This window comes from Agrobacterium bohemicum (assembly GCF_002896715.1).
GTDB classification, from domain to species: Bacteria; Pseudomonadota; Alphaproteobacteria; order Rhizobiales; family Rhizobiaceae; genus Agrobacterium; species Agrobacterium bohemicum.
In genome coordinates this window covers 85,288-100,230 of record NZ_PGEL01000020.1, presented here as the reverse complement: position 1 = coordinate 100,230, position 14,943 = coordinate 85,288, and the positions used below count along the sequence as shown (strand labels likewise).

Genomic DNA, 14,943 nt, shown 5'->3' with positions numbered 1-14,943 from the left:
GCCGGATAGCGTGTGGACATCATGCGGAATGACGGAAATCCTGGTCGTCCGCGTCCGGTCCACCCATGGAAAGATCAAGTGTGAAGCCTTTTGCACGTGCNTGCTGGCCACCGATCGAATTGTCGCTCTGTTTGCGGTTCGCCGTTCTTGATGCTGGCGCGGGTTTATGGATTGGACGGTGCGAATTTTGAGGCTGTGGCTGCGCGCGGGACGCAATCGAGGGGCGGTCAACCTTGAAGAAGGCGATGCTTGCCTGCAACTCTTCAGCCTGTGCTGCCAGCTCTTCCGACGTTGCAGACATTTCCTCGGATGCGCTGGTATTCTGCTGCGTCACCTTGTCGAGCTGCTGGATAGCTTCGTTGATCTGGTTGGCGCCGATATCCTGCTCGCGGCAAGCGGCTGAAATTTCGGCCACCAGTTCTGCCGTCTTTCGGATATCGGGGACCAGGCGGTTCAACATTTCGCCCGCATCGGCGGCGGCCTTTACGGTTTCGCTGGACATGGAGCTGATTTCAGCCGCAGCGGACTGGCTGCGTTCGGCAAGTTTGCGCACTTCAGATGCGACCACCGCAAAGCCCTTGCCATGTTCGCCTGCACGGGCTGCTTCGACAGCGGCGTTGAGGGCGAGAAGGTCTGTCTGACGTGCGATTTCCTGAACGATGGAAATCTTTTCGGCAATGGTGCGCATGGCAATCACAGCCCGGCCAACGGCAGCGCCACTGGCTTCGGCATCGGTAGAAGACTGGCGGGCGATCTTTTCCGTCTGTGCGGCATTTTCAGCGTTCTGGCGGATGTTTGCAGCCATCTGTTCCATCGAAGCGGATGCTTCTTCTGTCGAAGATGCCTGTTCCGTCGCACCCTGTGAGACCTGCTCGGAACTGGCGGACAGTTCCTGGCTTCCCGACGAGACGTTTTCTGCAGCGGAAATCGAGTCCGACACCACGCCGCGAAGGCGTTCGATCATCGTGTTCACATGCTCGAGAAGTGTGCCGATTTCGTCGCGCGTCGTGACAGCGGCCATGGTCGTCAGATTGCCTTCGGAGACATTTCGAACGGAAACGATTGCCTTGTTGAGGCCACGGCTGATGGAGATCGAAATCAAAACGGCAGAAATCAAAGAGATAATGGCGGCCACAATAGCTAGGCTCAACAGCGTCGTGAACGTGCTGTTATAAGCAGCTTCGCTGGCCTTGTCGGAAGCCCCGATACCCTCTTCCGTCAAGACGGCGAGGTTTNCCGTCATAGCATCGAGCTTTTCAGATGCGACTGTTCCGTCGTTCTGATTGAGTTCTAGCGCCTGCTCACGATTATTGGATTTCACCAGATTGATGACGCGATCCTGAAGGGCTATAAAATTACCCCAAAAACTGCGAATTTCTGCCCACTTTGGTTTGAACTCTTCCGACGCACTTTGCTCGCCAGTTGCGAGGGCTTCTGTGAAGTTCTTACGCTCGGTTTCGATCATTACCAACGCATTTNGCATACGCTCAGGCGATGTCGAAAGAAGCAGGTCACTCTCGGCCAAACCAAGACCGTCGAATGCGCCGGCGATGTCATTGGCAACATCGTCCTGATGGATGGGACCGCTAATCATGCTGTCCTTCAGTCCATCCATTTCCCGCAAGCCATTAATGCCGAAGACAGCACATGCCGCCATGAGGAGGACAAGTAGACCAAAGATCAGGCCAAGTTTCAGTTTGATCGTGAACCGCATGATATGTCCTTTAAGAATAGCGCTCGAAGTGATGGGCGTTAAGGGTATTCGCTACCCCTGAATCGCGCTTGGAGTGATGCATTCACTTTTCGCGATAAAATGCGGGACAATCATCGTCGCATCCATATGACGGGCTTGGGGAAAATCTTCCCCAAGCCTATGTCTTTTGATTGTTAGGCGCTTTCGCGGAAGTCCGCGTCGTTGGCATCCGGGCCACCCATCGACATATCAAGCGCGAAACCCTTTGCGCGTGCCTGTTGTGAATGAATGGAGTGGTCCTGTGTCGGGCGGCGCACTGGAGCAGCTGGTTTTGCAGCAGGTCGAGGTGCAGGGGCGGNCGCCNGTGTTTGAGCCTGGGCTCTCGGTCCTGGGCTTGTATTGCCGCGCTCCACTCTAAAGAAGGCGATGCTCGCCTGAAGCTCTTCAGCCTGGGCTGCCAATTCCTCGGAGGTGGCCGACATCTCTTCGGAAGCGCCTGAGTTCTGCTGGGTCACGAGGTCCAGTTGCTGGATCGCCTCATTGATCTGGCTGGCGCCAATATCCTGCTCACGGCATGCGGCAGAGATTTCCGAAACCAGTTCCGCTGTCTTGCGGATATCTGGAACGAGGCGGTTCAACATTTCGCCAGCTTCGGTCGCAACCTGTACCGTAACACCCGACAGAGACGAGATTTCGGCTGCCGCAGCCTGGCTACGTTCTGCAAGTTTGCGAACTTCAGATGCGACGACGGCGAAGCCCTTGCCATGTTCACCNGCGCGGNCGGCTTCAACGGCGGCGTTCAATGCGAGAAGGTCTGTCTGGCGAGCGATTTCCTGAACAATAGAAATCTTCTCGGCGATGGTCCGCATGGCGGTAACTGCACGACCGACAGCCTCGCCACTGGCTTCCGCATCCTTGGAGGACTGGCGTGCGATTTTTTCGGTCTGTGCGGCGTTATCGGCGTTCTGCTTGATGTTGGCTGCCATCTGTTCCATCGAAGCAGATGCTNCTTCGGCAGAAGAGGCCTGCTCGGTGGCACCTTGCGAAAGCTGTTCCGAGCTTGCGGACAGTTCCTGGCTACCGGAAGAGACATTATCGGCGGCGGTCAGCGCATCGGCAACAACGCCGCGAAGACGCTCGACCATGCGCTGCAAGGCAATACCCAGCGTATCCTTGTCGGATAGTGGCGTCGGCGTGATTGTCAGATTACCATCGGCAATTTCGTTCGCCACGCCTGCGGTGTTGCGCAGGTTTCCAGTCATGACGTTGATGCGCGTCACCAGGTCCTTGATTTCGTCGTTCGTTTTGATCTCGACATCCTGGTTGAGGTCACCGATCGAAACGGCTTCCGCAACGACCAAGATCTTACGCAAGCCGCTGCTGATGCCGAGAGCAATCCAAAGAGCCGTGAACACGGCAATGACAACTGAGGCGATCGATGCGCAAACCAGCAGCATGCGCGTTTGCTCGTAGTCGGCAGTGGTGGAGACTTTGGCTTCTTCAAGACGTGCGCGGTTCATCTCGACGCCCTGATCGAGCTTCTGCGTCAGAGCATTTGCGGACACGCGACCGTCTCCCGACGAATAGGTGGACGCGGCAGATGCGTTGCCTTCTTGGATATATTCGCGAACGCGGTCGTCACTGTTTTCGAACGCTTTGGTAATTGCCTGTAGCTCTATCCAGTAGTTGCGCGTCTGGGGGCTGGCTGTGGCCGCCATGTCGGCGATCATCTTGTTCATTTCCGTCCGCGTTTCGTCGCTGGCGGCGATGTGCTTTTGAACTTCCTGGGNCGACGTCGCCAGAATGAGGTTTTTCTGGGAGCGTACGGTCGAAAGTGACAGCGCATTTATCTGGTGTGTCTTGTCCAGACGAACAACGGTGCCGTCCACCACCTCGTCCATTGCGTCCTTGGCCAAGCCGAGGCTGTAAATGCCGTATCCGGCTGTTCCTGCAAGCATCAAGATCAGGAATCCGAATGCGACAGCTAGCTTCATTTTAATGGTAAATCGCATTTTAGAATTCCTTAGAGAGGTCGATGACGTTGTTGCGGGAAGTGCCTTTCACGGATGTGTCCGGCTGTGAGGTGAAGATTGCATTGAGATTCGGAAGAATGACGAACTCGCTGCCGCGTTTGACGAGGCATTTGATGTAGTCGGNACGCCACCGCATTCCAACGCTCGGAGGCTGCTCGCTCGCCGTTCTGGAAAAGGTTGTAACCTCGTAGACCTTATCGGTGCGAAGGCCGACCAATGTTCGCTCACCATCAAGCGGAAGCTCGATGACGATGATGCGGCTATCGATTGTTTTTTCCGCAGCACCCATGCCAAAGGCCAGGCGAATATCCGCCAACGGAATGACTTTGCCGCGAAAGTTGATGACACTGGCCACAAATGGCTTGCTGCCAGGCACCGCGGTTTCTGGCAAAAGATCCAGGATTTCCTGAACCTGAACGGCTTCGATGGCAAAGGTTTCGCCCTCGATGCTGAAGGTGAGAACCTCGAGATCCTCTTGAGAGCCCCAGAGCTCTTCTGGCTGTTTCAATCTAGGCTGGTTCATCCGGCAATACGCATCTGCGCCTCCTGCTGCTGTCCTGCGGTCACGAGGTGTCCGACATCGAGGATGAGGGCGACACTGCCGTCACCGAGAATGGTCGCACCGGAGAATGTTGCAACGTCGTGATGCAGTTTCGACATCGCCTTGATCACCGTCTGGTGGTCTCCGATGATCTGATCGACAACGAGGCCAACGCGCTCTGAACCCGTTGAAATAACGACGACTTTCTGGAACTGGTCAGGCGTCGTGCCGGTATGGAACAGCTCACGAAGGCGAATAAAGGGAACGAGACTTTCGCGCAGCGAGATGAAAGAGCGGCCGCGGGATTTCATGTCGTTTTCAGGCGTCAGCTCAAGGCATTCTTCCACTGCCGACAGGGGAATGACATAGCAGCCAGAACCGACCCGCACCAAAAGACCATCGATGATGGCCAGTGTCAGCGGGATGGCTAGCGTTATCTCGGAACCGGCACCAGGTGTGCTGCTGACGTTGATGGTGCCGCGCAATCCCTCTATCGTCTTTTTCACGACATCCATGCCGACGCCTCGGCCTGAGAGGTTTGTGACCTGCGCTGCCGTGGAGAAACCCGGCTCGAAAATCATCTGTAGAAGTTCCTGATCGGACAAGGTTGCGCCAGCAGCAACAAGACCTGATGATTCAGCCTTCGCTCGCACCCTGTCGCGGTCGATGCCACGACCGTCATCACGGATGGTAATGGTGACGTCGCCGCCAGACTGGCGGGCCACCAGTGTGACCTGACCCGCTGGATTTTTGCCAGCGGCGACACGTTCTTCGGGCGTTTCCAGCCCGTGGTCGCAGGAATTTCGGACGAGGTGCACGAGAGGGTCGGCCAGACGTTCGATCACGACCTTGTCGACCTCGGTGCTTTCCCCTTCGGTCAGAAGTTCGATCTGCTTTCCGGTTTCGCGGGCAAGGTCGTGGACGAGGCGGCGAAAACGACTGAACAATTGCGAGATCGGCACCATGCGAAGCACCATCATGGTGTCGCGAAGTTCACCGGAAAGGCGCTCAACATCTTCAGAAACCGAGCGAAGCTGGATATCGACACTCGTATTGGCCAACTGGGAAAGCCGCGATTGAGCGATCACCAGCTCTCCGACACGATCCATCAATTCGTCAAGACGCTCGGCAGGAACGCGAACATTTTCCGCACTCCTGTTCTGTTTGCCATCGGTATTTGCCTGGGCTGCGGTATTTGCCTTGGCTGCTTCCTCGACCGGTGCCAGCGGCTGGACGATTTCGGTTGCGGGCGCTGGCTCGCTCGAGATTTTTTNGACGTCTATTTCCATGTCGTCCATGACGAAGATGAAANCGTCATCGATGGCCGAGCGTGGTTGATCCGTCGTCAGCGTGATCGCCCAGGAAAGGTACAGATTGGTTGGGTCGATGAGATCAAGCGAGGGAATCGCGCTCGTATTCACGGTAATGGCGCAATCGCCAAGTTCCGCCAACTCATCCAGAAGCCCCAATGGGTTCGTGCCGTTTGCCATGGAGTTTGCAGGCAGGCTGAAATTGATTTGCCACGTTGCGGTAGAGGGCTCATCCGCTTTTGTCGCGGCGACAGTTTGGCCCTTGTGAGGGACGGCTGCGCCGTCTGAACCGACTGCGGCTTGTAATTTTGCCAGCAGGCGATCGCCTGTTTCTGGAAAAGCCGTGGCCGGATTATCAACGAGGCGGCGCATGTGGTCCTGCGCCTCGAGCACTGCCGCGATCAGTTCGCTACTGGCGGGAACTTCACCCTTGCGGACGCGGTCGAACGCGGTTTCACAGTGGTGGGTGAAGGCGGCCAAGGCTTCGAAACCAAACATGGCTCCGGACCCCTTGAGGGTATGCAGGCCGCGAAACACGGCGTCGATCTGTCCTTGGTTGGACAGGTCATGCAACAGGTCCAGCAAGCCGCTTTCGATCTGTTCGAAAAGCTCGGCTGCCTCTGTTCTGAAAACCTGAATGGGGTCCAGTATGTTCATCTACCAAGAACCTTTTTAACGATTTTGACGAGGTTTNCAGGATCGAAAGGCTTGGTGACCCAACCCGTCGCGCCTGCGGCTTTCGCCCGAGCCTTCATGTCCGCGTCTGATTCCGTGGTCAGGAATATGATGGGTATGCCGGTATGGGCTGGCGACTGCCTCAAGGCTTCGATCATTTCCAGGCCGTTCATGTTCGGCATGTTCAGATCGGTGACGATAATATCGAAAGAACCGGCCTTCGCCTTCGTCAGTCCATCCGCGCCATCGACCGCTTCCGTCACGTGATAACCTGCATTTGTCAGTGCGATTTTGGTCGTCATTCTGATGCTGGCAGAGTCATCGACGGTAAGAATATTGGCGCTCATTGAATTTCCTTTCCATGCAGCCAGAAGAGGCGAGAGGCCTCGTCCATATTCGTGAGAAACCCGCCCCGGCGAAGGGTATCGACGACACCTGGTGAGGCTGGTTTCGTGAGGGTGATGTACTTGCCGTTCGCACGTGCATAGACCCTCGAGGCTTCGATGAGCTGGATGAAGCTCAAATCGGTATGGGCATCTGAGGGAATGTCGATAGTGACGGCTTTATGCATCTGAAGCGCGTCAAGCAGGCTCTCATGCACGGTCGCGATTCCGCGTATGGAGAGCGAGGGAGGCAAATTGAGTATTTCTGGCGTCATCAGTTCCTACTTCCCGGCTGTCTTGAATTCTGGCCAGCGAAAATCGCCCGTCACGTGTCTTGCGACGCTGAATCCGCCAGTGCTGTCTGACATTTCCGCATCGATGTATGTTTTGGAGATTTGTGCCTGTCTGGCTATGTTGCGGCGCACGAGCACGGCGTTGCCGCTGAAAACACCAAGGTGTTTGTCGATTGCTGCACGAACAGCTTTCGAACTTCCGTGGTGTTCAGACACAGCCATGACAACGCCGTCTTTGCAAAAGCAAGAAAGCGATCCAAATCCATTCATTTTTTGAAGTTCGGGCAGGCTTCATGCGACCCGGCACGATAACGGTACAATCCAACGATTAATCGTTATGTCTCGTAGCTGTTCATCATATTCGACTATTTGTAGGGGTGTAGTGGTTAAGGCACGGTTAATCACGGTTGCGATTAGTGGTGGTATTTTAAGAGTTGTGATTAAACTGTGGTAATATGCTGTTTTTCTGCAATGACAATATTTTTACTACCTTAGATACATATTTTATGTTCATGTTGCAGGTGTCTACGTTTGATTTTGGTCGAGTTCGCTGCGCCATGAACGTTGGAACACTTGTGTGTCATGATCATACCGCCACATGACTCTGAAGCATATTTNCCCTGATTGTAGGTGGTTGAAACCATTAAACGGCTGTCTTGGTGCCGACAGATTGTATTTTACGGTAATGCCCCTCACGCCGTAATTTTTAAATCGGACAAATCATTGAAATAAAAGGTTTATTTNGATTTTTATTTTTTTNGGCTGATGCTGTTGCAGAACCAGGATGTTTCGCATAGGCTTTTACGGCAACGTTTCAGTGAGGGAGGAGACTCATGCGCATACGTTCTATTTTGGCTGCCTTGGCGGCCGGTGTCATGTTACCTGCAGGTATTGCGGGGGCCACTGACTTGGAAGTGACGCACTGGTGGACATCGGGCAGTGAAGCTGCTGCGGTGGGAGAGCTAGCCAAGGCGTTTGATGCAACCGGAAATAAGTGGGTGGATGGTGCGATAGCTGGCTCAGGCGGCACTGCCCGCCCAATCATGATCAGCCGCATAACCGGTGGTGACCCGATGGGCGCCACGCAGTTCAATCACGGTCGTCAAGCAGAAGAGCTTGCGCAATCTGGATTGATGCGGGATCTCACGGATGTCGCTGAAAAAGGCAAATGGAAAGACGTCATCAAGCCAGCAAGCTTGCTCGACAGCTGCACAATAGACGGTAAANTATACTGTGCGCCCGTCAATATTCACTCATGGCAATGGCTGTGGCTTTCCAACGCCGCTTTCAAGACCGCTGGCGTAGAAGTTCCGAAAAACTGGACCGAGTTCATCGCGGCTGGCCCAGCGCTTCAGAAAGCCGGAATACAGCCTTTGGCTCTCGGTGGGCAAGCATGGCAGGCGAATGGTCTGTTCGATACGCTGGTCATTTCGATGGGCGGCAAGGACCTTTACGAAAAGGTCTATAAGGACAAGGACGCCGAGGTTGCGGCGGGCCCTGACATGCAGAAGATTTTCGCTGCTGCCGATGAAGCGCGCAAGCTTGCCAAGGGCTCGAATGTTCAGGACTGGAACCAGGCGACCAACATGGTCATCACCGGCAAGGCGGGTGGTCAGGTCATGGGTGACTGGGCGCAAGGCGAGTTTCAGCTTGCCAACATGAAAGCAGGAACCGACTACACCTGCCTTCCGGGCCTGGGTCTGAACGAATATCTGACCACGGGCGGTGATGCGTTTTATTTCCCACTGCTGAAAGACGATGCGAAGTCGAAGGCGCAGGAAGTTCTTGCCGAAGTGATCGTTGATCCCAAAACCCAGCTTGCATTCAACCTGAAGAAGGGCTCGCTTCCCATCAGAGGCGATGTCGACTTAGGCACGGCTAATGACTGCATGAAAAAGGGTCTGGCGATTCTCGCCAAGGGCAACGCCCTGACAAGCACGGATCAGCTCATTTCCGCCGATACGCAAANGCAGAAGGAAGATTTGATGGCGGAATTCTTCGCCAATTCATCTCTGACGGCTGAAGCTGCGCAGAAGCGCTTCGCTGATATCATCGGTTCCGCTGACTGATAGCTTGCCTGTGTGCGGTGGTTTAACATGCCGCCGCAGGCACCTCCTTGCCAGACATGGAGCGCATTGGCGCGTCTGGAAACTGTGCGGCGGGATATGCTTTCAAGGCTACCCGCGGCACGATCAACCTCTACGATTGATAAGGAGTGGGGCATGGCAGTGAAAAGCCATTCTGGTCGTCCAAACCAGCTATTCCGCAATCTGAATTCAAAGATTGCATCTATCCCTATGATCCTGACCGCGATGGTCATCTTCATGGGCGGAACGATCTGGACAGTCGTTTATTCCTTCACCAATTCGAAGCTCTTGCCGCGTGCAACCTTCATCGGTTTCGAGCAATATGAGCGCCTTTGGGCCGCGCCTCGCTGGATCATCTCGATCCAGAATCTGGCCATATACGGCATTCTTTCTCTGATTTNCAGCCTAGTGATCGGCTTTGTGCTGGCAGCGCTGATGGATCAGAAANTCCGTTTTGAAAATACCTTCAGAACCATTTTCCTTTATCCTTNCGCTTTGTCTTTCATCGTTACCGGCCTTGTTTGGCAGTGGCTGTTGAACCCGGAATTCGGCATCCAAGCCGTCGTTCGGTCCCTTGGCTGGGAAAGCTTTACATTCGACCCGCTCTATAATTCGGATTTCGTCATTTATGGCATCCTGATTGCGGCACTCTGGCAGGGAACGGGTCTCGTCATGTGCCTTATGCTCGCGGGTCTGCGCGGTATCGATGAGGACATCTGGAAGGCCTCGCGGGTTGACGGTATCCCGATGTGGAAGACCTATATTCTCATCGTCATTCCCATGATGCGCCCGGTTTTCATCACCACGCTCGTGATTATCGCCAGTGGTATCGTCAAGGTCTACGATCTGGTCGTGGCACAGACCAGCGGTGGACCCGGCATCGCCTCCGAAGTCCCTGCGAAATATGTCTATGACTACATGTTTCAGGCACAGAATCTGGGGCAGGGCTTTGCAGCGTCCACGATGATGTTGCTCACCGTCGCCATCATCGTCGTCCCATGGGCCTATCTCGAATTCGGAGGGCGCAAACGTGGCTAATATTTCGACGCTCAATACGGTCGCTGCCGGAGTGGACCCCGTGTCCTCTCAACTTGGCGGCCCACGCGGACGCAAGCCGCGCAAGCGCATATCCCGACGTAATATCATCCTCTACGGCAGCCTGTTCGTCGCCGCGCTCTATTACCTGCTGCCGCTTTACGTGATGATAGTGACATCGCTGAAAGGCATGCCCGAAATTCGCATGGGCAACATTTTTGCCCCGCCGATGGAAATTACCTTCGAGCCTTGGGTCAAGGCGTGGTCCAATGCCTGCACGGGTTTGAACTGCGATGGTCTTTCTCGCGGTTTCTGGAACTCGGTGCGCATCATGATCCCATCGACCTTCGTGTCGATCCTGATTGCTTCCGTCAGCGGCTATGCGCTGGCCAACTGGAAGTTCAAAGGCTCTGAGTTTTTCTTTTCCATTCTCATCATCGGAGCCTTCATTCCCTATCAGGTCATGATTTATCCGATCGTGATCGTGCTGCGCGAATTGGGTGTCTACGGAACATTGACCGGCCTCATCATCGTTCACACCATTTTCGGCATGCCGATTCTTACCCTGCTGTTTCGTAACTACTTCGCCGGACTGCCGGAGGAGTTGTTCAAAGCGGCGCGTATCGATGGTGCGAATTTCTGGCAAATCTATTTCCGCATCATGGCGCCCATGTCGCTACCGATTTTCGTGGTGGCGATGATCCTGCAGGTCACGGGCATCTGGAACGACTTTCTCTTCGGCGTCGTGTTCACAAGACCGGAATATTATCCGATGACGGTTCAGCTCAACAATATCGTCAACTCGGTTCAGGGCGTGAAGGAATACAACGTCAATATGGCGGCCACCCTACTGACCGGTGCCGTTCCGCTGTTCGTCTATTTCGTTTCAGGTAGACTTTTTGTCCGCGGCATCGCCGCAGGCGCAGTCAAGGGTTAAGCTTCATGAATAAAAGCGTCTCCATTCGCGACCTGTCCCTGTCATTTGGCGCGGTCAACGTGCTCTCAGACCTCAACCTCGATATTTATGAAGGGGAGTTCCTCGTCCTTCTCGGCTCGTCCGGTTGTGGGAAGTCCACTTTGCTCAATTGCATCGCCGGTTTGCTGGAACCGACCGACGGACAAATCTTCATCAAGGACAGAAACGTCACCTGGGAAGAGCCGAAAGATCGCGGCATCGGCATGGTGTTCCAGTCTTACGCCCTCTACCCACAGATGACGGTGGAAAAGAACCTGTCCTTCGGTTTGCAGGTCGCCAAAGTTCCGAAGGAAGAAATCGACAAGCGCGTCAAGCGCGCCGCCGGTATTCTCCAGATCGAACCGCTGTTGAAACGCAAACCCGCAGAACTTTCCGGCGGCCAACGGCAGCGTGTGGCCATTGGACGTGCGCTGGTACGAGACGTCGATGTATTCCTGTTCGATGAACCCCTCTCCAACCTCGACGCCAAGTTGCGTTCTGAACTGCGCGTGGAAATCAAGCGGCTTCATCAGGCGCTGAAAAACACAATGATCTATGTCACGCACGACCAGATCGAGGCGCTGACGCTGGCAGACCGGATCGCGATCATGAAANGCGGTGTCATTCAGCAGTTGGATGATCCGATCTCGATCTACAACAAGCCGAAAAACCTTTTTGTGGCGGGTTTCATCGGTTCACCTTCGATGAACTTCCTGCGCGGCGAACTGGTTGAAAAGGACGGTAAAGTTCTTTTCGTCACCAACGGCGTCAGCTTCACGCTGGATGGATATGACGCTTCGTCTGCACTCAATCCGGGCACCTCGGCTGTGCTTGGCGTAAGGCCGGAACATGTGCGGGTCGATAGCGATATCACCAGCGGCGAAATCCACGATGCTGTCGTCGATATCGAAGAACCGATGGGTGCGGATAACCTGATCTGGCTGAAGCTTGCCGGACATACACTGTCAGTTCGTGTCGGCGGCCATAGACGCTTTGCACCTGGCACCAAGGTCAAACTCGCCTTCGATATGTCGATGGCCTCGCTTTTCGATGCGGCAACAGAAGATCGCATCTGAACACAAACACATTTCCACCGGACACAGTCCCAATGTCAGGAGAGACACATGACGAAACTCGGTTTCCAACTCTATAGCGCCCGCAATTTTCCGCCCCTTTCGGATGTTTTAAAGAAATTATCGGCGGCGGGATATGCCCACGTCGAAGGGTTCGGCGGCATTTATGGCGCGATGGACGATGCAGCCTTGAAGGCACTGCGCAGCGATCTCGATGCGAACAATCTGACCATGCCGACAGGACATTTCGGTCTCGATATGCTGGAAGGAGAGCCACAGAAAGCGCTCAACATCGCGAAAATTCTGGGCATTCAGGCGATCTATTGCCCCTATCTCTTGCCCGATCAGCGTCCAAGCGATGCCGCGGGCTGGCTTTCCTTCGGCAAGCGCCTACAAGACGCTGCCAAGCCTTTTCGTGATGCGGGCCTTGCATTTGGTTGGCACAACCATGATTTCGAATTCGTAAAGCTGGACGACGGCTCCACGCCGCAGGATCAGATTTTTGCCGGTGGACCTGAGCTGGAATGGGAAGCAGACATCGCCTGGATCATCCGCGGAAAAGCTGATCCGTTCGAGTGGATCGAGCGCTATGCCAGCCGCATCACCGCAGTGCATGTCAAGGATATCGCACCAGCGGGTGAAAATACCGACGAGGACGGTTGGGCAGATGTCGGTCAAGGAACCGTGGATTGGAAGGGGCTTGTGGACGTGCTGAAGAAGACTGCCGTCAAATATTACGTGGTCGAGCACGATAATCCCAAAGATGTAGACCAACTGATCACGCGTTCCATCGCATCCTTCAATACGTATTAATTCACCAATCTGGAGTTTCAGACATGGCCAAGGAACTTGGCGTCGGCATCATTGGATGCGGCAATATTTCAACGACCTATTTTTCCCTCTCACCGCTCTTCAGAGGATTGAAAGTTCTCGCCTGCGCCGATCTCAACCGCAGCGCGGCGGAATTGAGAGCCGAAGAGTATGATGTAAANGCTCAGTCCATCGAAGAGTTGCTTCAAAACGACGAAATCGATGTGGTTGTGAACCTCACCATTCCGGCAGCGCATTTTTCCGTTTCGAAAGCCATTCTCGAGGCTGGTAAACACGTCTACTCGGAAAAACCCCTTGTCCTGACCCTTGAGGAGGGCGAGGAACTGCGGCGTCTCGCCACGAAAAAAANTCTGGCTGTCGGTTGCGCGCCTGATACGTTCCTGGGCGNTGCGCACCAACTCGCCCGCAAATACATCGATGAAGGCGGCATCGGGCGTATCACATCAGGCACATGCCACGTTATGAGCCCCGGAATGGAAATGTGGCATCCCAATCCCGGCTTCTTCTTCCTTGAAGGTGGCGGACCAATCCTGGATTTGGGGCCGTACTACATCGCCAATCTCATCAACCTCATCGGCCCGGTCAAACGCGTTGGCGCTTTGACCTCCATGGCAAACCCCACCCGTACAGTGACCAGCCAGCCGCTGAACGGCCAGACGATCCCCGTGGAAACACCGACGAACATCCATGCTTTGCTGGAATTCGTAAACGGGGCGACGATCACGTTGTCGGCCAGCTGGGATGTATGGTCGCACCGCCACGCCAATATGGAGCTTTATGGCACCGATGGCTCGATCTATGTGCCGGATCCCAACTTCTTCGGCGGTGTCGTGGAAGCCAGTGGTCGAGACAAGGATATCAAGCCGCTGGAAAACTGGGAGCATCCATTTGGCATTGCCAATCAGGAAAGCCCGCAGGGCCCGCGCGCGAATTATCGCACCGCCGGTCTTGCCGACATGGCACTCGCGCTGATCGAGGGCCGCGACGCCCGTTGCTCGCTGGATCGCTCGCTACACGGTATCGATGTCATGACGGCCATCCTGAAATCTGGTGAAGAAGGCCGCTTCATCGAGTTGAGCACAACCTGCACCCAGCCAGCGGCTTTGGGTATTGAGGAAGCGCAGGCGCTGCTACGTTAAACAAAAAATGGCGGATACTCCCAAGGTGTCCGCCATTTCAGGCTGCAGGCTCATGTGTCAGAATATCCGTCCTCACGGTGGCCTTCAGCGGCAGATGATCTGAGGCGACGCGAGACAAGGCGCTGTTATGCGCTGTGACATTGTCGATCAACCCCGTGCGGTTGGAGATAATCCGATCGAGGGCCAACACAGGCATACCTGCGGGAAAGCTGGGAACGGCGGGCGGCAATGTTCCAAAGGCATCGCGAAACGTATTGAGCGAAGAGCCATTGCCCAGCCGCCATTCATTGAGATCTCCCAGCAGAATGGTCGGCTGTTTGTCTCTTTCATCCAGTAGTTCTACCAGAGCCTTTGCCTGTTGCGCCCGCGAGTGCCGCAGCAGTCCGAAATGGGCGGCGATGATGCGCAGCGTGCCACCCTGTTTCAATTCCAGCTCAACCACCAACGCGCCGCGTGGCTCAAGCCCCGGTAGCTTCAGCGGATGCACATCACGAACGGCACCTTCCTTGAACAAAACGACGTTGCCGTGCCAGCCATGCGCCTTTGTACCGGCGGCGACGGGAACAGGTGACAGACCACACTCCCGCTCCAGCCGGATCAGGTCGAGCAAGCCTGTGCGTTCTCCAAAACGGCTGTCTGCTTCCTGGAGGGCGATTATGTCCGCGCCGATTTCCTGAATGACATGGCTTGTGCGATCCGGGTCGAATTTGCGGTCTCGACCCACACATTTGTGAACATTATAGGAAGCAATGACAGGAAAGCCGTTTTCCCCGCACGGGTCACTACCGGTTGGACGTTTTTNGCGGTTGCGAAAAGAGTTCACCAGAACGGACGACAGGCTCTCGGGCTTCGCTCGTATCGTTTTTTNATCTGGCATCACCGAACCCAATTCCAA

14 protein-coding genes are annotated in these 14,943 nt (G+C 55.0%); 6 read left to right on the top strand and 8 right to left on the bottom strand.

Annotated features, from left to right (window positions below):
* Nucleotides 1–19: 19 nt before the first annotated feature.
* From CUC55_RS05810 to CUC55_RS05780, 7 genes are all read right to left on the bottom strand, one after another.
* On the bottom strand, nt 20–1,714 hold the full coding sequence (locus tag CUC55_RS05810) for a methyl-accepting chemotaxis protein (protein WP_103087243.1): 1,695 nt from the start codon (nt 1,712–1,714) through the stop codon (nt 20–22).
* 173 nt (nt 1,715–1,887) lie between these two features.
* Complete coding sequence (locus CUC55_RS05805) at nt 1,888–3,705, bottom strand: methyl-accepting chemotaxis protein (protein WP_103087242.1); 1,818 nt, start codon at nt 3,703–3,705, stop codon at nt 1,888–1,890.
* A gap of 1 nt (nt 3,706) precedes the next feature.
* Entirely contained in the window at nt 3,707–4,249 is a 543-nt protein-coding gene (locus CUC55_RS05800; protein ID WP_103087241.1) for a chemotaxis protein CheW, read from the bottom strand.
* Complete coding sequence (locus CUC55_RS05795) at nt 4,246–6,234, bottom strand: chemotaxis protein CheA (RefSeq protein WP_103087240.1); 1,989 nt, start codon at nt 6,232–6,234, stop codon at nt 4,246–4,248. Before CUC55_RS05795 ends, CUC55_RS05800 begins: the two co-directional genes overlap by 4 nt.
* Complete coding sequence (locus tag CUC55_RS05790) at nt 6,231–6,599, bottom strand: response regulator (protein ID WP_103087239.1); 369 nt, start codon at nt 6,597–6,599, stop codon at nt 6,231–6,233. Before CUC55_RS05790 ends, CUC55_RS05795 begins: the two co-directional genes overlap by 4 nt.
* Nucleotides 6,596–6,910, bottom strand: a complete 315-nt coding sequence (locus tag CUC55_RS05785) for an STAS domain-containing protein (protein WP_067652231.1) — start codon at nt 6,908–6,910, stop codon at nt 6,596–6,598. Before CUC55_RS05785 ends, CUC55_RS05790 begins: the two co-directional genes overlap by 4 nt.
* A 6-nt stretch (nt 6,911–6,916) precedes the next feature.
* Complete coding sequence (locus tag CUC55_RS05780) at nt 6,917–7,150, bottom strand: hypothetical protein (protein ID WP_157940922.1); 234 nt, start codon at nt 7,148–7,150, stop codon at nt 6,917–6,919.
* Between the two features lie 611 nt (nt 7,151–7,761).
* Between CUC55_RS05780 and CUC55_RS05775 the strand changes: the two genes are divergently transcribed.
* The 6 genes from CUC55_RS05775 (at nt 7,762) to CUC55_RS05750 (ending at nt 14,048) form a co-directional block, all read left to right on the top strand.
* The gene (locus tag CUC55_RS05775) at nt 7,762–8,997 is read left to right on the top strand and encodes an ABC transporter substrate-binding protein (protein ID WP_103087238.1); all 1,236 of its coding nucleotides are present in this window, start codon (nt 7,762–7,764) and stop codon (nt 8,995–8,997) included.
* A gap of 153 nt (nt 8,998–9,150) precedes the next feature.
* A complete protein-coding gene (locus CUC55_RS05770) occupies nt 9,151–10,053 on the top strand; it encodes a carbohydrate ABC transporter permease (protein ID WP_103087237.1) in 903 nt (300 codons plus the stop codon).
* On the top strand, nt 10,046–10,987 hold the full coding sequence (locus CUC55_RS05765) for a carbohydrate ABC transporter permease (protein ID WP_067652218.1): 942 nt from the start codon (nt 10,046–10,048) through the stop codon (nt 10,985–10,987). Before CUC55_RS05770 ends, CUC55_RS05765 begins: the two co-directional genes overlap by 8 nt.
* 5 nt (nt 10,988–10,992) lie before the next feature.
* Nucleotides 10,993–12,081, top strand: coding sequence for an ABC transporter ATP-binding protein (locus CUC55_RS05760; protein WP_103087236.1), 1,089 nt, complete (start codon nt 10,993–10,995; stop codon nt 12,079–12,081).
* Nucleotides 12,082–12,129: 48 nt separating this feature from the next.
* On the top strand, nt 12,130–12,891 hold the full coding sequence (locus tag CUC55_RS05755; RefSeq protein ID WP_067652211.1) for a sugar phosphate isomerase/epimerase family protein: 762 nt from the start codon (nt 12,130–12,132) through the stop codon (nt 12,889–12,891).
* Nucleotides 12,892–12,914: 23 nt separating this feature from the next.
* Entirely contained in the window at nt 12,915–14,048 is a 1,134-nt protein-coding gene (locus CUC55_RS05750) for a Gfo/Idh/MocA family protein (protein WP_103087235.1), read from the top strand.
* A gap of 37 nt (nt 14,049–14,085) precedes the next feature.
* On the opposite strand, the gene CUC55_RS05745 is transcribed toward CUC55_RS05750, so the two are convergent.
* Entirely contained in the window at nt 14,086–14,925 is an 840-nt protein-coding gene (locus tag CUC55_RS05745; protein ID WP_103087234.1) for an endonuclease/exonuclease/phosphatase family protein, read from the bottom strand.
* Nucleotides 14,926–14,943: the final 18 nt, after the last annotated feature.

What these genes read in the sequence shown, in the direction of transcription:
- CUC55_RS05785 (WP_067652231.1), bottom strand. Translation starts at nt 6,910, where the DNA reads ATGACGCCAGAAATACTCAATTTGCCTCCCTCGCTCTCCATACGCGGA.
- CUC55_RS05755 (WP_067652211.1), top strand. Translation starts at nt 12,130, where the DNA reads ATGACGAAACTCGGTTTCCAACTCTATAGCGCCCGCAATTTTCCGCCC.
- CUC55_RS05780 (WP_157940922.1), bottom strand. Translation starts at nt 7,150, where the DNA reads ATGGCTGTGTCTGAACACCACGGAAGTTCGAAAGCTGTTCGTGCAGCA.